The sequence below is a fragment of the Streptomyces sp. NPDC006384 genome, assembly GCF_042870695.1.
Taxonomy (GTDB): domain Bacteria; phylum Actinomycetota; class Actinomycetes; order Streptomycetales; family Streptomycetaceae; genus Streptomyces.
In genome coordinates, this window is sequence record NZ_JBIAHR010000021.1 from 50,935 (window position 1) to 67,912 (window position 16,978).

The 16,978-nt window shown below is 74.3% G+C and carries 16 protein-coding genes; 5 read left to right on the plus strand and 11 right to left on the minus strand.

Annotated elements, in window-relative coordinates; genetic code table 11:
- Positions 1 to 64: 64 nt before the first annotated feature.
- A complete protein-coding gene (locus tag ACFYOJ_RS26040) occupies positions 65 to 1,192 on the plus strand; it encodes a pectinesterase family protein (protein ID WP_356555055.1) in 1,128 nt (375 codons plus the stop codon).
- Entirely contained in the window at positions 1,176 to 2,279 is a 1,104-nt protein-coding gene (locus ACFYOJ_RS26045) for a dienelactone hydrolase family protein (RefSeq protein ID WP_356555056.1), read from the plus strand. The genes ACFYOJ_RS26040 and ACFYOJ_RS26045 overlap by 17 nt, the downstream gene beginning before the upstream one ends.
- Here the strand turns inward: ACFYOJ_RS26045 and ACFYOJ_RS26050 are convergent.
- The 11 genes from ACFYOJ_RS26050 to ACFYOJ_RS26100 form a co-directional block, all read right to left on the minus strand.
- Positions 2,236 to 2,958 carry a DUF6250 domain-containing protein gene (locus tag ACFYOJ_RS26050; RefSeq protein WP_356555058.1) on the minus strand — a complete coding sequence of 241 codons (723 nt, stop codon included), beginning with the start codon at positions 2,956 to 2,958 and terminating at the stop codon, positions 2,236 to 2,238. The genes ACFYOJ_RS26045 and ACFYOJ_RS26050 overlap by 44 nt on opposite strands.
- Positions 2,942 to 4,876, minus strand: a complete 1,935-nt coding sequence (locus ACFYOJ_RS26055) for a hypothetical protein (protein WP_356555060.1) — start codon at positions 4,874 to 4,876, stop codon at positions 2,942 to 2,944. The genes ACFYOJ_RS26050 and ACFYOJ_RS26055 overlap by 17 nt, the downstream gene beginning before the upstream one ends.
- Positions 4,877 to 5,110: 234 nt before the next feature.
- On the minus strand, positions 5,111 to 5,944 hold the full coding sequence (locus ACFYOJ_RS26060; RefSeq protein ID WP_356555062.1) for a pectate lyase: 834 nt from the start codon (positions 5,942 to 5,944) through the stop codon (positions 5,111 to 5,113).
- A gap of 84 nt (positions 5,945 to 6,028) precedes the next feature.
- Positions 6,029 to 6,892 (minus strand): hypothetical protein, encoded by an 864-nt coding sequence (locus ACFYOJ_RS26065; protein ID WP_356555063.1) that lies wholly within the window; start codon positions 6,890 to 6,892, stop codon positions 6,029 to 6,031.
- Positions 6,889 to 7,455 (minus strand): SigE family RNA polymerase sigma factor, encoded by a 567-nt coding sequence (locus ACFYOJ_RS26070; protein ID WP_356555065.1) that lies wholly within the window; start codon positions 7,453 to 7,455, stop codon positions 6,889 to 6,891. Before ACFYOJ_RS26070 ends, ACFYOJ_RS26065 begins: the two co-directional genes overlap by 4 nt.
- 194 nt (positions 7,456 to 7,649) lie before the next feature.
- Entirely contained in the window at positions 7,650 to 9,107 is a 1,458-nt protein-coding gene (locus ACFYOJ_RS26075; protein ID WP_356555066.1) for a penicillin-binding transpeptidase domain-containing protein, read from the minus strand.
- Positions 9,108 to 9,171: 64 nt separating this feature from the next.
- Positions 9,172 to 9,834 (minus strand): response regulator transcription factor, encoded by a 663-nt coding sequence (locus ACFYOJ_RS26080; RefSeq protein ID WP_356555068.1) that lies wholly within the window; start codon positions 9,832 to 9,834, stop codon positions 9,172 to 9,174.
- Between the two features lie 125 nt (positions 9,835 to 9,959).
- Positions 9,960 to 11,213, minus strand: a complete 1,254-nt coding sequence (locus tag ACFYOJ_RS26085; protein WP_356555070.1) for a histidine kinase — start codon at positions 11,211 to 11,213, stop codon at positions 9,960 to 9,962.
- Complete coding sequence (locus tag ACFYOJ_RS26090; RefSeq protein ID WP_356555072.1) at positions 11,210 to 12,232, minus strand: hypothetical protein; 1,023 nt, start codon at positions 12,230 to 12,232, stop codon at positions 11,210 to 11,212. The genes ACFYOJ_RS26085 and ACFYOJ_RS26090 overlap by 4 nt, the downstream gene beginning before the upstream one ends.
- A 175-nt stretch (positions 12,233 to 12,407) precedes the next feature.
- On the minus strand, positions 12,408 to 12,878 hold the full coding sequence (locus tag ACFYOJ_RS26095; RefSeq protein ID WP_356555073.1) for a GNAT family N-acetyltransferase: 471 nt from the start codon (positions 12,876 to 12,878) through the stop codon (positions 12,408 to 12,410).
- 28 nt (positions 12,879 to 12,906) lie between these two features.
- Positions 12,907 to 13,680 carry an IclR family transcriptional regulator gene (locus tag ACFYOJ_RS26100; RefSeq protein WP_356555075.1) on the minus strand — a complete coding sequence of 258 codons (774 nt, stop codon included), beginning with the start codon at positions 13,678 to 13,680 and terminating at the stop codon, positions 12,907 to 12,909.
- A 119-nt stretch (positions 13,681 to 13,799) separates the two neighbouring features.
- Here ACFYOJ_RS26100 and ACFYOJ_RS26105 point away from each other — a divergent pair, with 119 nt between their 5' ends.
- From ACFYOJ_RS26105 to ACFYOJ_RS26115, 3 genes are all read left to right on the plus strand, one after another.
- Positions 13,800 to 15,329: an aldehyde dehydrogenase (NADP(+)) gene (locus ACFYOJ_RS26105; protein WP_356555077.1), complete on the plus strand. Its 1,530-nt coding sequence runs from the start codon at positions 13,800 to 13,802 to the stop codon at positions 15,327 to 15,329.
- Positions 15,330 to 15,400: 71 nt separating this feature from the next.
- Complete coding sequence (locus ACFYOJ_RS26110; RefSeq protein WP_356555079.1) at positions 15,401 to 16,009, plus strand: DUF1349 domain-containing protein; 609 nt, start codon at positions 15,401 to 15,403, stop codon at positions 16,007 to 16,009.
- Between the two features lie 158 nt (positions 16,010 to 16,167).
- The gene (locus ACFYOJ_RS26115) at positions 16,168 to 16,887 is read left to right on the plus strand and encodes a DsbA family oxidoreductase (RefSeq protein ID WP_356555215.1); all 720 of its coding nucleotides are present in this window, start codon (positions 16,168 to 16,170) and stop codon (positions 16,885 to 16,887) included.
- The last annotated feature ends 91 nt before the right edge of the window (positions 16,888 to 16,978 follow it).

Sequence of the window (16,978 nt, forward strand, 5' to 3'; positions counted from 1 at the left end):
CACCCCACCCGCACCGCACCCCACCTCTCCTCACGCACCGCGATCCCGCCCTGGAGGCACCCGCATGCCCCGACCCGCCCCCACCCGCAGAGGCTTCCTGCTGACGACCGCCGGCGCGGGCGCCGCCCTCGGCCTCGCCGCCGCCCCCGCGGCCGCCGGCGAACGCCCCCACCCGCGCCCCTTCGGCCGCCACGGCTCACCGGCCGCCCGCCTCACCCCGAAGACCCTGTACGTCGACCCGCACGGCCGCGGCGACTTCACCTCCGTCCGGGCCGCCGTGACCGCCGCCGCCGGCAGCGGCTGGACACTCGTCCTCGCCCCCGGCACCTACCGCGAGACCGTCGCCCTCGACGCCGGCCGCACCGACGCCACCTGGATCGGCGCCGCCGAGGACCCCCGCGACACCGTCATCGTGTACGACAACTCGGCCGGCACCCCCAGACCGGACGGCTCCGGCACCTACGGCACCAGCGGCTCGGCCACCGTCACCGTGCAGGCCGACGGCTTCACCGCCCACCGGATCACCTTCGCCAACGACTGGCTGCGCGCCGACCACCCCGGCTGGTCCGGCACCCAGGCCGTCGCCCTCAGGGCCCAGGGCGACCGCACCGCCTTCCACCACTGCCGCTTCCTCGGCCACCAGGACACCCTGCTCGCCGACACCCGCTCCCTCGGCCACTTCGCCCGCCAGTACTACGCCCACTGCCACATCGAGGGCGACGTCGACTTCGTCTTCGGCCGGGCGACGGCCGTCTACGACCGCTGCCACTTCCGCACCCTGGTCCGCACCGACCTGGCGGGCGCCCCGTACGGCTTCGTGTTCGCGCCGTCCACGGCGGGCGCCAACCCGCGCGGCTACCTCGTCATCCGCAGCCGCGTCAGCAGCGAGGCCCCCGACGGCTACTACAAGCTGGCCCGCCCCTGGGTGCCCAGCTCCGACCCCACCGCCCGCCCGATGCTCACCGTGCGCGAGACCCGCCTCGGCGCCGGCATCGACGCGGCCGCGCCCTACGCGAACATGCGCGACGCCCACCCCTGGCAGGAGCAGCGCTTTCGCGAGTACCGCAACACCGGCCCCGGCGCGGCGATCACCGTCCCCGGGAACCGGCCGCAGCTGACCCGCGCCGAGGCCGCGGCACACACCAGGGAGGCGTACCTCGGCGACTGGCGGCCCTATGCCCGCCACCGGTGACCTGCCCGCCTTCCACCCGGCGCTCAAGGAGGAGCTGACCTTCCCGCTGGCCTGGGGCACCTCGCCGATCAGGGACTTCGGACAGTGGCGGCGGACGGCCCGCGCCACCGTCGAGGAGCACCTGCTCGTCGGCCGGCAGGACGGCACGCCGTACGCCCCCGAGTTCGCCGACCGCGAGGACGGCGACGGGTACACGCGCGAGACGGTCACCCTCTCCCTCACCCGCTGGACCCGGGTCCGCGGCGCCCTGCTCACCCCGCGGGGCGCCGGGCCCTTCCCGGCCGTCCTCCTCCTGCACGACCACGGCTCCCGCTTCGACATCGGCAAGGAGAAACTGGTCCGCCCCTGGTACGACGACACGCGCCTGCCCGCCGCCGAGGAGTGGGCTCACCGGCACTTCGGCGGCCGGTTCCCCGGTGACGAACTGGCCCGGCGCGGCTATGTGGTGCTGTGCCTGGACGCTCTCGGCTGGGGCGACCGCGACCCGCTCACCTACGAACGCCAGCAGGCCCTGGCGAGCAACCTCTTCCACCTCGGCAGCTCCCTCGCCGGACTGATGGCCCGCGAGGACGAGCGGGCCGCCGGCTTCCTGGCCGGCCTGGAGAGGGTGGACGCCCGCCGGGTGGCGGCGCTCGGCTTCTCCATGGGCGGCTACCGCGCCTGGCAGACGGCCGCGCTCAGCGACGACGTCGCCGCCGCGGTGAGCGTGTGCTGGATGACCGGGCTGAAGGAGATGATGGTCCCCGGCAACAACACCCTGCGCGGGCAGTCGGCGTTCCACATGCTGCACCCCGGACTCGCCCGCCACCTCGACCTCCCCGACGTGGCGAGCCTCGCCGCGCCGAAGCCGATGCTCTTCCTGAACGGTGAGCACGACCCGCTGTTCGTGCCCGAGGGCGTCCGGGCCGCGCACGCCCGGCTCCGCGCGGTCTGGGAGTCCCTGGGCGCTGGCGGCCGGCTGCGCGCCGAGACCGTCCCCGGTGTCGGCCACGCCTTCACCGGCCCCATGCAGGACGACGCCCTCACCTGGCTCGACGCGGTCCTCAGCGGTGGCCGGACGCCACCCGCCACACGCGGAAACCGGTGATGCGGAAGTGGCTCCAGGTGGTGCGGAAGGCGAAGTGCCCCGCGGTGTACGGCTCCGGGTCCCGGTGGTCGAAGACCAGGCGGCCGTTGTTCCACCAGCGCACCGTCGGCCCGTCGGAGAGGATCCGGACGTGGTGCGGCCGGCCGGGCACGAGCAGCGGTTCGGTGTAGTCGTGGACCAGCGGGCGCACCCCCGCCTCGCCGACGTAACGGCGCAGCCGGGTGGTGGTGTTGCCGTTGGCGCCGTAGCCGACGTAGTACGTCCGCAGCCGGTCGTAGTCGGCCAGCGAGCCGTCCCGGCGGGTGGCGAGGAGATCGTGCGGGGAACGCGTGTCGGTGGCGTTCCAGAAGTTGTTGAGGTCCGAGACCCGGTCGTTGGGACCGCCCCCGGAGACCGGCGTGGCGGTGTACTCCAGGACGTACGGCCCGGTCAGCCGTTCCCTGAACCAGACGGTGGCGCCGGCCGGGACGTCGATCTCCAGCGTGCCCCGGGAGGCGGTGACGGTGCCGCCGTCCTCCAGTTCGACGGCCCACCGGCGCAGGCCGTGCCGGAAGTCGTCGTGGGCGAGCAGACGTCCGCGGCGGCGCCCCGGGGCCGCCTGGGCGCCGCCCGCGGGGACGGCGGCGGCCAGCGCCGCGCCCGCCGCCAGAGCGGTGAAGGTCCTACGCGTGGTGGCCATGGGAGGGGGCTCCTTCCGGGGTGGTGAGGGCGGGCCTGGGGACCCGGCGGGTCTCCGTGCCGAGGTGGTAGTCGGTGTACGTGGACTGCAGGTAGCCGCGCACGGTCCAGCCCAGCCGGTAGGCGGGGTTCTGCGCGAGGGTGTAGAGGCGGGTGGAGGCCGGCTCGGTGGTGGTGTACAGGTGCAGCGCCGTGCGGTCGGCCGTCTCGGCGAGGATCTCCTCGCGCCAGTCGCCGAGCAGGTCGCCGTAGAACGGGGTCGCGGCGCGGGGCCCGGAGACCACGCCGGAGGGGTCGAAGAGCCTTCTGCTCGTCCCGGTCTCGGGGTCCCACTTCTCGACGTGGGTGGAGTCGAGGAGTTCGGCGGTCAGGTCGCCGTCCCACCAGATGCGGAAGTTGACGCTCGGAGTGGTCGCGGAGACCCTGCCGTCCCGCACGTTGAAGACGCCCGCACCGGGCCGGGTGACGTCGGCGGCGGACGTCCAGTACTCGTAGCCGGGGTGCCGGGGGTCGATGTCGGCGGCGGTGCCGCGGCCGACGTCCAGATCGGCCTCGCCCGCCGGGTGCTCCGGGTGCGTACCGGTCGCCAGACGCTCACCGGTGGCCGCGTCGTAGTAGTACCAGGGGAAGCGGGAGACGACGCCCAGTTCGGACTGCTGGACGGCGAAGCCCTCCAGGCCGGGGCGGGCGGGGTCGAGGTCGGCGACGGCGAAGCGGTCGCCGTGACCGGCACCGTCGACGACGTAGCGCAGGGTGCCGTCGTCGTCGACGACGTAGTTGCCGTCGGCGATCTCGTCGCGGCCGTCGCCGTCCAGGTCGACGGTGCGGATCTGGTGGAAGCTCGTCGCGCCGCTGCCGGCGGGCACCACGTACTTCCAGCGGCGGGTGAGGTCGGTGCCGTCGAAGTCCCAGGTCTGGAACAGGACGCGGAAGGCGCCGCGCCCGGCACCGGTGCGGGTGACCAGCTTGGTGACCAGGCTGGGCCGGGAGCCGTCCAGGTGGGCGATGCCGAAGTGGCCGCCGGAGGGGCCGTCGGCGGTGAAGTCCCCGGGCACCGGCTGCCGGGTCCGCTCCGCGCCGGTGCGCCCGTCCACGACGGAGACGAACTGGGCGGCGGGCGAGGCCGCCTCGACGGCCCTGCCGTCGGCGAAGGTGGTGCCGTCGGCGGTGTGCAGCAGCACCTCGGCGCGGCCGTCGCCGTCGAGGTCGTAGACGGTCACGTTGTCGTCGTTGCGGTAGCCGCCGATGGCGGTCGAGCCGCTGACGGCCGCGGGGGCGGGGTCGTTGGCCCCGTTGCCGGGCGCCTGGGCGAGCGAGTTGGGCCCGAGGTCGATGCGCCACAGCCGGCGGCCGGTGAGCGTGTACGCCTCCAGCAGGTCGGTTCCGGTGCGGTCCGCGGAGAGCCGGCTGACGACGAGTTCGTACCGTCCGTCGCCGTCCAGGTCGCCCGGCCAGGCGTGCTGCACCGTGTAGCCGTCGGCGGCGGCGAGCGGTATGCGGGCGTACCCGCCGGCGAGTTCGAGCGCGGCCCGGCTCGGCCGCCCCTCCCGCCCGTCGACGACGGCGCGCACGGTGTACGTACCGGTGCCCCGGGAGACGTCCCGGTACGTCGTCGTGCGGGTGACCGGCGTGCGGTTGAGTCTGCGCCCGTTCTTGTAGACGTTGAAGGCGATGCCGTCGCCCTCGCGGGCGTACTCGGTGCCGAGCAGCCGCCAGCTCAGGAAGGTGCCCCCGGCACGGGGGACGGCGACCAGGCCGCGGTCGAGGTCCTCCACCACCCGGCGGGGCGTCTTCCGCACGGTGCCGGCGGTGGCGGTGGTGTCGGTGCCGGCGGTGGCGTCGGTGGTGTGCGCGCCGAGCAGGGCGGTCAGGAGGACGGCGGCGGTCGCACCGGTTCTTCGGCGGCGCGTGGACTTCACGGGACGGCGCTCCTTCGGGGCGGGGGAACAGGTGTCCTCACTCTGCCGTTCCGGGGGCCGTCCGGACCGTTCTGCCACAGGACCGCAATGAAACGATCACGAAAGCCCGCGGGGCCACCGCTCAGGGGGAACGCCCCCGCCGGTCGTCACCGGCGGGGGCGTTCGTCGTGCCGGCCGGGTGGGGGCCCGGGCGGCACACACACCGGTCCGGGGGGCGGACCGGCGGGCCGGGGGTCACTTGTACGTGATGTCTGAGGCCGTGAAGTCGCAGACCTTGCCGTACGGGCCGGCCGGCGACAGCTCCTTGGGCTCCTTGCCGGTGTTGTTGCCCTGGAAGCGGACGCAGGTCTTCATCTTCTTCTTGCTGTCGCCGTGGATGCGGACGTTGCGCAGCGCCGCCGTGTCGCCGTAGTTCTCGTTGATGCCGACGATCGACTTGCCCGGCGCGGTGATGTCCACGTCGTTGATGATGATCGTCCGCTTGTACTGCTTCGAGCAGTTGCCGCAGGAGCGGACCAGCTTGCCGAAGTTCTCGACCCGGAACTTGCTGACGACGAGCTTGCCCGCGCCGTTGAACTGGAGCACCTTGTCGTCGGCGTTCTTCGCGCCGCCGCCGTACACCGTGTACACGGCCGACGGAGAGGTGCCCTTGAAGCTGGCGGCGTCCTCGCCGACGTCCAGCCACCACACGTTCTGCAGCGTGCAGGAGCCCTTGCAGTGGACGCCGTCCGCGGCCGGGGTGCCGATGACGACGTTCTTCAGCACGGCGCCGTCCGCCAGCTCGAAGACCGGGTCCTGGCCCTCCTCCTGGCCGTCGCCGCCCAGTTCGCCGGTGCCGTAGAACTTCTTCATCCTGCCGTCGTAGGTGCCGGAGACCGGGATCGTCGACGAGACGGGCCTGCTGCCGGTGTCGGAGGGCCAGGGCGAGGCGGCGCCGGCCGTGGACAGCATCGTCGTCGTGACGATCGCCGCGCCCGTGAGGCCGAAGGCGGCGGCCCCGGCGATCACCGCCCGGCGCTTGGTGACCCGGCGGCGGTGACGGACCCGCTGGGGAGCTCCTGCAGTCATGCTCACGTCCTTGTGTGGGGAGGGGGAAGCCTGCGCTTCCTGGTCGCCACGGACGGGCAAAGGGTTGCCGGATCTCCGGTTTTTTCACGAACCGCCGTCGCGGGGCGCGAAGTCGCCCCGGACCGCGTACTGTTCGGCGCCCGCCGAGGCTGTCGCCGAGTAGCTGTCGCCGTACGCGTTCCGGCCGCCGCTCTCGTGGTGGTACTGGCCCGCGAACATCCACTCGCCCGCCGGGACCGTACGGCCCTCCTTGAGCGTCCACCGGTGGACGAGGAAGCCGTCCCGCTCCTCGAGGGTGAACGTGAAGTCCTGCTCGGGCAGCGACCGCCAGGCGCCTGCGGAGACCACCCCGCCGGTCTGCGCCACCCTCAGCTCCACGGTGAGCGCGGTCAGCGGGACGCCGGTCTTCAGGGTGACGTTGCTCTGCGCCCAGTAGTCGTTGCTGTGCGGGTCGACCGAGCCGTCCGACCACAGCGGGCCGTCCTCGACACCGGCGGCCGGCGGCCGGACGGGGGCGGTCGTCGCGGCGCCGGTGGGCGTGCGGGAGGGCGAGGGCCGGACCGGGGGCGCCGGCTCTTCGGTCTTCGGCGAGGTGCTCGGCGCCGGGCCGACGGGCGGCGGCTGGGGCGCGCGGCTGGTGGGGCCGCCCACGGTGGGCACGGGCGTCGGCGAGGTGGCGACCGAACGCTGCGGGGGAGGGTCGTCCTTCACCGCGGACGCCACCGCGTACCCGCCGACCGCGAGGACCCCCGCGACCGCCGCCGTCGCGCCCGCCACCCGGGCCCAGCCCAGCAGCGGCGGCCGTACCGCCCGGTGCTGGGCCGGACCCGGGCCCGCCATGCCGCGCTCGACCCGGGCCAGGATGCGCGCACGGTCGGGTTCGTGCGCGCCGGCCGCCTCACGCAGCCGGGCACGCAGCTCCTCGTCCACGTCCCGCCGCCCGGTCATCGTTTCCTTCCCGCGGTCCCACCGGTGTGCGCGATCGCCGCGCGCACCCGCTGCGGAGCCTCCCGTGTGCCGAGTGCCCGCTGCAGTTCGGCCATCCCCTTCGACGTCTGGCTCTTCACCGTACCCACCGAGACGCCCAGGGCGAGGGCGGTGTCCTTCTCGGAGAGGTCGAACGCGTGCCGCAGCACCACGCACGCCCGCTTGCGGAACGGCAGCGAGCGCAGCGCCTCCTGCACGTCCACCACGCCCGCGACGTCCGGGTTCTCCGCCTTCTCCTCGCGCTGCGACCAGAACAGGGCCACACGCCGGCGCTCGCGCACCGCGCTGCGGATCCGGCTGCGGGCGAGGTTGGCGACGACACCGCGCGCGTACGCCACCGGGTGGTCGGCCGCGCGCACCCGGTCCCAGCGGTGCCACAGCGCCAGCAGGGCGTCCGCGGCCAGGTCGTCGGCGGCGTCCGGCTCGCCCGTCAGCAGATGGGCGAGCCGGGACAGTTCGGCGTAATGGCGCTCGAAGAAGTCGTGGAACTCCACGGAGGCGGCGTCGTCGACGACTGTGCCCACGGGCGGACTCTCCTCGCAGCGGCTTCCCCGGCGTCGAACAGCCGTGCGCCGGGCCCGGATCCGGAACTGTAGCAGCGTCGGCCACGCCGACCGTACGGTGCATCGAACACCGTATGGCCGGCCGAACCGGAGGGGGAAGGGCCCGGACCGTACGGGAAGGGGGAGTTCCGGCCGGGGGAGTCCGGCGGCAGGCCCTAGTTCCGGAGCGCCGCCTCCATCATCGCCTTGGCCACCGGGGCGGCCAGTCCGTTGCCGCTGACCTCGGAGCGGGCCGCGTCGGACTGCTCGATGAGGACGGCCACCGCGACCTCCTGGTCCGACGAGTCGGACCTGGCGTAGGAGGTGAACCAGGCGTACGGCGTCTTGCTGTTGTTCTCGCCGTGCTGGGCCGTGCCCGTCTTGCCGCCCACGGTCGCGCCCGCGATCTGCGCGTTCGACCCCGTGCCCTCGTCGACCACCGTCTGCATGGCCGACTGCAGCTGCCGTGCGGTGGAGGAGCTGACGATCCGCTTCGTCCCCGCCGCGTCGTCGTGGTCCTCCAGGACGTCGCCGTCGCTTCCCGTGATCTGCGACACCATGTGCGGCGAGACCAGCTCGCCGTCGTTGGCGATGGCGGCGGACACCATCGCCATCTGCAGCGGGGTCGCCGTCACGTCGAACTGGCCGATGCCCGTCAGCGCGGTCGACGGCCGGTTCATGTCCTTCGGGTACACGCTCGTGTGGGCCCGCACCGGAACGTCCTGCGTCTCGTCGTTGAACCCGAACCTCTCGGCCGTCGCCCGGAGCTTGTCCTGGCCCAGGTCGACCGCCATCTTCGCGAAGACGTTGTTGCACGAGTACTGCAGCGCGGTGCGGATCGTGGCGTTCTCGCAGGGGGCGTCCGGGTTCTCGTTCGTCAGGTCCGTCACGGTGTCCGGCAGCCGGTACGGGTCCGGGCTGTCGGTCGGCTCGTCCACCGACCCGTACAGCCCGTCCTCCAGCGCGGCCGCCGCCACCACGAGCTTGAACGTGGAGCCCGGCGGCAGCGGCTGGCGCAGCGCCCGGTTGGTCAGCGGCTTGTCCGGGTCGTCCGTGAGCCTCTTCCACGCCGCGCCGGCGGTGTTGGCGTCGGTCAGCGAGGACGGGTCGTACGACGGGGTGGACACCACCGCGAGGATCCGGCCCGTCCTCGGGTCGAGGGCGACGGCGGCGCCCTTCTTCCCGCCCAGCGCCTCGAACCCGGCCTTCTGCACCGCCGGGTCGATCGTCGTGACCACGTCGCCCGGGTCGGCCCGCCGGCCGGTGACCGTGTCCGTCAGGGTCCGCAGCCGCGGGTCGGTGCCGTTGAGGAGGTCCTGGTAGATGCCTTCCAGCTGGGTCGGCGCGTACGCCTGCGAGGCGTAGCCCGTCACCGCGGCGTACAGCTTCCCGTCGGTGTACGTGCGTCTGTACGCGAGGTCGCCTCCCTCCGTCCGCGCCGATCCGGTGACCGGCCGTCCGGCCACGATGATGTCCCCGAGCGGCTCCGCGTACGTCTCGATCGCGTTGCGCCGGTTGTTCTTGTCGTCCGCGAGCGCACGGCCCTCGTAGAACTGCACCCAGGTCGCCCGCACCAGCAGAGCGAACACCAGGAGCAGCGTGAAGACCGATGCGCGCCTGATCGTCTTGTTCATCCCGTCCACAGGACGAACGGGCCGGGGCGAAACGTTCCCCCGCGCCCGTTTTCTCATCGTCCGTTCATGTGGCCGGGGTGGTCCAGCCGGCCTCGTAGGCGCGGACGACGGCCTGGGTGCGGTCCCGGGAGCCGGTCTTGGCGAGCACCGACGCCACGTGCGTCTTCACCGTGGCCGGTCCCACCCCCAGCCGCCCGGCGATCTCGGCGTTGGTCAGCCCGGCCGTCATCAGCCGCAGCACATCGCCCTCGCGTTCGGTGAGCCGCGCCACCCAGGCGGGCGGGGCCGGTTCCGTCCGCGCGTGCTCGGCCGCGAGCGCCCGCACCGCCGCCGGGAACAGCAGCGTGTCGCTGCGCGCCAGCAGCCGTACGGCCTGGACGAGCGTGTCGGCGTCGGCGCGTTTGAGCAGGAAGCCCGCGGCCCCGGCGCGCAGGGCGTCGTAGACGTAGGAGTCGTTCTCGAAGGTGGTGACCACGAGGACGCGCGGCGGGTCGGCGAGCGTGGCGAGGATCCGCTCGGTGGCGCGGATGCCGTCGACCCCGGGCATGCGGACGTCCATGAGGACGACGTCCGGCCGCGTCTCGCGTACGACGGAGACGGCCTCGGCGCCGGTGGCCGCCTCGCCGGCGACCTCCAGGTCCGGCTCGGCGCCGAGGATGGCGCGCAGGGCGGTGCGGACCATGCGTTCGTCGTCGGCGAGGACGATCCTGATCGGCGGGCGGGTCATGGCCGGTCCCTTCGGGCGGTGGGGCGTACGGGAGGTGTGCGGGGTCCGTGCGGGAGACGGGGCATGCGGGTGGCGGGGTGTGGCGGGCCGGCCGGACGGCGGGGGCCGGTGTCGGCGCGTCCCGTTCACGCGGGTCCTCCGAGCGGCAGGTGTACGCGCAGGTGCCACACCCCGCCGGCGGCGCCCGCCTCGGCGGTGCCGCCCAGCAGCCGGGCCCGGTCGGCGATGCCGCGCAGGCCGTGACCGCCACCGGGGCGCGGTGCGCGGCCGGCCTTGCCGAGCGGGTTCTCGACGGTGATGCGCAGGTGTCCGTCCGCCACGTCGATCCGCAGGTCCACGGTGACCTGCGGGCCCGCGTGCCGCAGGGCGTTGCTCAGCCCCTCCTGCACGATGCGGTACGCCTCGCGGGAGACCAGGGGCGGCAGCGACTCCCGGCCGGCGGACACGGCGGCCGTGATCCGGGCGCCGCCCGCGCGGGTACGGCGCAGCAGCCCGTCGAGGTCGGCGGCGAGGGTGGGCGCCGGCGCGGTGCCGGGCGCGTCGCCGTCCCGCAGGACGCCGAGGACGGCGTCGAGCTCGCCGACGGTGCGCCGGGTGGTGTCCTCGATCGCGGCGAGCGCCTCGCGGACGAACTCCGGGTCGGTGTCCAGCACCCGCCGGGCCGCGCTCGCCTGGAGCCCGACCGCGCTCAGTGCGTGGCCGACGCTGTCGTGCAGTTCCCGCGCGAGCCGGTTGCGGACGGCGAGGTCGGCGGCGCGCGCCTCGGCCGCCGCGACGCGGTCCGCGGCGGAGGGGCCGAGCAGCACGGGCGCCCAGCGGGCCAGCAGCGCGCCGCAGCCGGCCGCGCACCCGGCGAGCGCGACGAGCATCGCGGCGCCGGCGAGGGGCAGGAGCGCGAGCGCCCAGGCGTGGTCGAAGGGGCCGGACGGTGCCAGGGGGCCTTCGCGCAGGGCCGGGACGAAGGGCAGCGCGATCAGCGCGGCCGCGAACGGCGGCACCGCCAGCGTCGCCCCCGCGACGACCCCGCCGACGCCCAGGTGCAGCGTGAACCAGGCGGCGGTACGGCCCTTCTCGTCCTTCGTCCGGGCGGGCCCGTGGGCGAGCCGGCCGGCCTCCACCCCGCACAGCCACTGCACGATGCCGGCCTCCAGGGGCCTGGCCAGCGGGGACAGCGAGGTGACGGCGGCGAGCGGCAACCCGACGGCGAACGAGGCGAGTTGCGGCACCAGGGAGCCGAAGACCTCGTCGGCGCCGGCGAACAGGCCGACGACGACCGAACCGACCAGGAAGTACGGCATGGCGAGCGCGCCGCCGAGGATCAGGTGGATCCACCGCAGGCGGGCCCGCCGGCCGAACAGGGACCGGGCGAGCGCGCTCACGGCCGGACGCGGGACGTGGCCGTCCGCAGGGTGAGGAAACGGGCGCCGACGGTGGCGAGGAGAAGGCCGACGAGCATCTGTGCAGCGTAGGTGAAGAGCGTCAACGGCGTGGTGTCGTCGGCGGATCCGCCCGCCGTGGCGAGCGAACCGAGCAGCATCCAGCCGCCCCAGCAGGCCGCGGCGCCGGAGCACACCCAGGTCAGGGCGAGGGGCACCCGGACCCGCAGGGCGGGCGCGCGGCGGAAGGCGAGCAGCAGGGCGCCCGCGACGGCCCCGGCGAGGAAGGCGGCGTACATGCCCTCCAGGACGTGGAAGTCGCCGGTGCGCTCTGCCGCCCTGTCCGCGCCGAGCCCGGCCGTGCCCCCGCAGGCCCAGTACAGCCGCACGGCGGCCGGGAACAGCGCGAGAGCGCCGGCCGTGACGGCGACGGCCTGCTGGGTCCGGTCGGTGACGCGGGACGGCAGGTCCCACATCCGCCCGCGCCACAGATGCCCCCAGCGGTCCCGGGCGTAGAGCACGAACAGGGCGCCGAGGGCGAGTCCCTGCACGATGAACCCCGTGTACACGACCCCGAACACCCACTCGTCCAGGAAGGGCTCCCGCCCCGCGCCGCCGCTCTCCCCGGCGGTGTCGCCGGTGAGCGCCCGGGTGAGGAGCTGCAGCGGGAACCCGGTCATGATCGGCGCGAGCAGCCCTGTCGCGACCCACACCGGAAGGGCCAGCGCCGGCGCGGGCACCCGCCTGCCCCAGGGCCGGGTCAGCACCAGCGCCAGCACGATCACGCAGCTGTCCATCAGCAGGGAGACGCCGTTGGCCACGGCCATGGTCGTCCGGTGGTCCAGCAGCGTGCTGCCCTCCGGGATGCCGGCCCGGCTCCCGGCGATCCAGGCGGCCTTGAGCCCGAGGTAGGGCAGACAGGACACGACGGCGACCGCGCGCAGCAGCCGACGGGTCCGGGTGGGGCCGTCGGCCGCGGCGGCCGGGGTGGAGGAGGGGGAGGGGACGGGTGTCTGCGTCATGGCTCCACGCTTCCGCGCACCCGCCCGCCGGCACGTCCTGCGTGCCGACGATCCGCCTCCCCCGCGCGGCGGAGGCGGGGCGGCCCGCGAGGGGGAGAGCGGGTCGGCCGGCGAGGGGGAGAGCACGGCGGAGGGCGGGTCGGCCGGCGAGGGGGGAGAGGCGGCGGAGGGCGGGTCAGCCGGCGAGGTGGAGGACGACCTCGTCGATCACCTCGCCCCGCGCCGGGGCGAAGCCCCGGGCCCGGGCGCCCGTCACGAAGCCGCACTTCTCCAGGACGCGCAGCGACCCGGCGTTGTCGGCCGCCGCACGCGCGTACAGCGGCCGGTCGGCGACCTCGGCGAGCAGCGCCCGCAGCGCGGCCGTCGCCACGCCCCGGCCCCAGTACGCCCGGTCCACCCAGTACGTCACCTCGCGCTCGCCCGGCTCCCCGTACACCGCGACGCTGCCGACGACGTCCCCGTCGCCCAGGACGGTCCGCACGACGGCGTCCGAGGTCCGGATCTTCTGCCAGTGCGCCGTGAAGGCGTCCCGGTCGGCCGGGTCCGGCGGGGTGAAGGCCGCCATGCGCAGGGCCTCCGGGTCGTTCAACTGCCGGAAGAAGACGGGCAGATCACTGTCGTGTACCTCGCGCAGCGCGATGTGCATGGGCCGGATCCTACGCGGCGTACGCGGTTCAGAGCCTGCGCGTCGCCAGGGTCAGCCGGTCGCGGGCGTCGAACAGGGCGTCCTTCACCGTCTGTTCGTGCGCTGGCGTCAGCCGCGCCACCGGCACCGAGCAGCTGATCGCGTCCCGCGCGGGGGTGCGGTAGGGGATCGCCACGCCGAAGCAGCGCAGCCCCAGCGTGTTCTCCTCGCGGTCCACGGCGAAGCCCTGCTCCCGCACCTGGTGCAGCTCCTCGATGAGCCTCTCCCGGTCGGTGATGGTGTGCTCGGTCAGCGCCGGCAGGGTCTCGGGCAGCATCTTGCGCACCTGCTCGTCGCTGTAGGTGCTCAGCAGCGCCTTGCCCAGCGACGTCGAGTGCGCGGGCAGCCGGCGGCCGACCCGGGTGAAGGGCCGCAGGTAGTGCTGGGACTGGCGGGTGGCCAGGTAGACGACGTTGGTGCCGTCCAGCCGGGCGAGGTGGATGGTCTCCGTGGTGTCGTCGGAGAGCCGGTCCAGCGTCGGCCGGGCCGCCGCGACCACCTCGTCGCCGTCGATGTACGACGTGCCGACCAGCAGCGCCCGCACGCCGATGCCGTACCGCGTGCCCGTCGCGTCCGTCTCCACCCAGCCCAGCTCGACCAGCGTGCGCAGCAGCATGTACAGGCTCGACTTGGGGTAGCCGACGGCCTCCTGGACCGACGCGAGGGAGTGCATGCCGGGGCGTCCGGCGAAGTACTCGAGCAGTTCCACCGTCCGCACGGCGGACTTGACCTGCGCCCCGCCCCCCGTCTCGCCAGCCGACATCGACCTTGACCCCTTCGTTCGACGGGAAATAATCTCCACCGTATTCATCATCGGAGACAGCGTTCAGTATATCGAACGAGCCCGATGCGGAGAACGCAGAGCACGTGGAGGAACCCGCGGTGGCAGCAGCACCAGTCTGGAGTGTCGACCCCCGTACCGGGAAGCAGCGCGAACAGGTCGCGGTGGAGGCCACGGCCCAGGAGGTGGACGCCGCCGTCCGCGCCGCCCACGCGGCTCGCGGGTCCCTCGCCGACCGCGCCGTCCGCGCGGCCTTCCTGCGCACCGCCGCCGACGAGCTGAAGGCGTCCGAGAGCTCCCTCGTCGAGGTGGCCGACGCCGAGACCGCGCTCGGCCCGGTCCGGCTCACCGGCGAACTCGCCCGCACCTGCTACCAGCTGCGGGCCTTCGCCGACATCGTCGACGAGGGCGAGTTCCTCGGCGTCGTCATCGACCACCCCGACGACACGGCCACCCCGCCGATCCCGGACCTGCGCCGCTACAAGGTGCCGCTGGGCGTCGTCGCCGTCTACTCGGCCTCCAACTTCCCCTTCGCCTTCTCCGTCCCCGGCGGCGACACCGCGAGCGCCCTCGCGGCCGGCTGCCCGGTCGTCGTCAAGGCCCACCCCGACCACCCGGCCCTGTCCGAGCTGGTCGCGAGCGTGCTGCGCCGCGCCGCGGCCCGGCACGGCATCCCCGAGGGCGTCCTCGGCCTGGTGCACGGCTTCGACGCCGGCGTCGAGCTGATCAAGCACCCGCTGATCGCCGCGGCCGGCTTCACCGGGTCGGTCCGCGGCGGCCGCGCCCTGTTCGACGCGGCGGCGGCACGCCCGGTCCCGATCCCCTTCCACGGCGAACTGGGCTCCCTGAACCCGGTCGTCGTCACCGAGGCGGCGGCGGCCGAGCGGGCCGAGGCCATCGGCGCCGGGCTCGCCGCATCGATGACCCTGGGCGTCGGCCAGTTCTGCGTGAAGCCCGGCCTGGTCCTGGTGCCCTCCGGCGCGGCCGGTGACGGCCTGGTCAAGACCCTCACGGACGCCGTCAGCGACACCGACGCCGGCGTGCTGCTCGACCACCGCATGCGGGACAACTTCGTCGCCGGGGTCGCCGAGCGCGCCGCCCTGCCCGACGTGGAGTCCCCGGTGACGCCGGGCGCGGGCGGCGCGCACACCGTCAGCGCCGGCTTCCTGACCGTGCCGGCCGCGCGGCTGACCGCCGAGGGCGAGCACGACCTGCTCCTGGAGGAGTGCTTCGGTCCGGTCACCGTGGTGGCCCGCTACGAGGACGAGGCCGAGGTGCGGGCCGTGCTGTCCCGCCTCCCGGGCAACCTCACGGCGACCGTGCAGTTCTCCGCCGAGGAGGCGGCCGGGCAGGGACGCGGCGCGGAGATCCTCGCGGAGCTGACGCCGCTCGCCGGGCGCGTGCTGGTCAACGGCTGGCCGACCGGGGTCGCGGTGGCGCCGGCCCAGCACCACGGCGGGCCGTACCCGGCCACGACCTCCACGTCCACCTCGGTGGGCGGCACGGCCATCGAGCGGTGGCTGCGGCCGGTCGCCTACCAGGGGACGCCCGAGGCCCTGCTGCCGCCGGAACTGCGGGACGACAACCCGCTGGGACTGCCCCGCCGTTTCAACGGCCGTCTGGAGCGGTAGCGCTCCGCGGCCACGCCCGTCCACCCGCCCCCGCCCCTGAGGACCCGCACCGGTCCGGAGAGAATCAGCAGATGGATCTCGTCATTCCCGAACTGCCCTTCCCTCTCCGGACCTACGGCCCCGACGGCGGCTGGTCCTACGAGGACGGCGTCCTCACCGGACGGGCCGGCCCCCGGCAGGACCGCTTCGTGCCGCCCACCGGCGAATCGCTGGAGCCCGCCTCCGACGCGCCCCGGCTGCTCGGAGCGCCCGAGGGCGACTTCCAGCTGATCGCCCGGGTCACGGCCGGCTTCGAGGCCGCCTTCGACGCCGGAGTCCTCTACGTCCACGTCGGCGAGCGGGCCTGGGCCAAGCTGTGCCTGGAGTACTCCCCGGACGTGCCCACCGTCTGCACGGTGGTCACCCGGGGACACTCCGACGACTGCAACTCCTTCCCCGTGGACGGGAGTTCCGTCTGGCTGCGGGTGAGCCGCACCGGGCGGGCCTTCGCCTTCCACGCCTCCCCCGACGGCGAGCGCTGGACCTTCGTCCGGCTCTTCACCCTGGGCGACGAGAAGGAGACCGGCGCCGCCCTGGCCGGCTTCCTCGTCCAGTCACCGACGGGCGAGGGCTGCACGGTGACCTACGACCACCTGGAGTTCCGCCCGGGCGCACCGGCGGACCTGCGCGACGGCAGCTGACGCAACCGCGGGCCCGGCTCCCCGAGGGCGGCCGTCACCTGCGCCTGTGCTTCGACGTGCCCGGGGGAGCGAGAGGAATGAGACGCGGCGCCCGGACGTTCACGTACGCGGCGGAGGGGAGGCCTCCGCACCCGTACGACCTGGAGAAGAGCCGGAACATGCGCGTCGAGATCTGGAGCGACATCGCCTGCCCCTGGTGTTATGTCGGAAAAGCCCGGTTCGAGAAGGCGCTGGCGGCCTTCGAGCACCGGGACGGCGTCGAGGTGGTGCACCGGTCCTTCGAGCTGGACCCCGGGCGCGCCAAGGGCGACGTCCAGCCCGTGCTGACGATGCTCACCGCCAAGTACGGCATGAGCGAGGCGCAGGCGCAGGCCGGTGAGGACAACCTCGGGGCGCAGGCCGCCGCCGAGGGCCTGGACTACCGCACCCGCGGCCGTGACCACGGCAGCACCTTCGACATGCACCGGCTGCTGCACCTGGCCAAGGAGAAGGGGTGTCAGGACGCGCTGCTGGACGCCTTCTACCGGGCCAACTTCGCCGAGGAGCGGTCCGTCTTCGCCGACGACGAGCGGCTCGTGGAGCTGGCCGCCGGCGCCGGGCTGGAGGCGGACACCGTCCGCGAAGTGCTCGCCGACCCCACCGCCTACGCCGACGGGGTCCGCGCCGACGAGCGCGAGGCCGCGCAGCTCGGGGCCACGGGCGTGCCCTTCTTCGTGCTCGACCGGGCCTACGGCGTCTCCGGCGCCCAGCCCGTCGAGGTCTTCGCCCGGGCACTCGCGCAGGCGTGGGGCGAGCGCACGCCGCTGAAGCCCGTCGACGGCGGGGACGCGGGTGCCGACGCGTGCGGCCCGGACGGCTGTGCGGTGCCGCAGGACTGAAACCCCAGGTAGCAGGGGTTTCATAAGCGGTCCTTGGAGACATCGCGCAGAGATACGTGATGGACGGGGAGGTCCCGGGGCCGCACAGTAG

What these genes read in the sequence shown, in the direction of transcription:
- ACFYOJ_RS26060 (WP_356555062.1), bottom strand. Translation starts at nt 5,944, where the DNA reads ATGACTGCAGGAGCTCCCCAGCGGGTCCGTCACCGCCGCCGGGTCACC.
- ACFYOJ_RS26110 (WP_356555079.1), top strand. Translation starts at nt 15,401, where the DNA reads ATGGATCTCGTCATTCCCGAACTGCCCTTCCCTCTCCGGACCTACGGC.
- ACFYOJ_RS26050 (WP_356555058.1), bottom strand. Translation starts at nt 2,958, where the DNA reads ATGGCCACCACGCGTAGGACCTTCACCGCTCTGGCGGCGGGCGCGGCG.
- ACFYOJ_RS26080 (WP_356555068.1), bottom strand. Translation starts at nt 9,834, where the DNA reads ATGACCCGCCCGCCGATCAGGATCGTCCTCGCCGACGACGAACGCATG.
- ACFYOJ_RS26040 (WP_356555055.1), top strand. Translation starts at nt 65, where the DNA reads ATGCCCCGACCCGCCCCCACCCGCAGAGGCTTCCTGCTGACGACCGCC.
- ACFYOJ_RS26090 (WP_356555072.1), bottom strand. Translation starts at nt 12,232, where the DNA reads ATGACGCAGACACCCGTCCCCTCCCCCTCCTCCACCCCGGCCGCCGCG.
- ACFYOJ_RS26095 (WP_356555073.1), bottom strand. Translation starts at nt 12,878, where the DNA reads ATGCACATCGCGCTGCGCGAGGTACACGACAGTGATCTGCCCGTCTTC.
- ACFYOJ_RS26065 (WP_356555063.1), bottom strand. Translation starts at nt 6,892, where the DNA reads ATGACCGGGCGGCGGGACGTGGACGAGGAGCTGCGTGCCCGGCTGCGT.
- ACFYOJ_RS26045 (WP_356555056.1), top strand. Translation starts at nt 1,176, where the DNA reads ATGCCCGCCACCGGTGACCTGCCCGCCTTCCACCCGGCGCTCAAGGAG.
- ACFYOJ_RS26100 (WP_356555075.1), bottom strand. Translation starts at nt 13,680, where the DNA reads ATGTCGGCTGGCGAGACGGGGGGCGGGGCGCAGGTCAAGTCCGCCGTG.
- ACFYOJ_RS26115 (WP_356555215.1), top strand. Translation starts at nt 16,168, where the DNA reads ATGCGCGTCGAGATCTGGAGCGACATCGCCTGCCCCTGGTGTTATGTC.
- ACFYOJ_RS26075 (WP_356555066.1), bottom strand. Translation starts at nt 9,107, where the DNA reads ATGAACAAGACGATCAGGCGCGCATCGGTCTTCACGCTGCTCCTGGTG.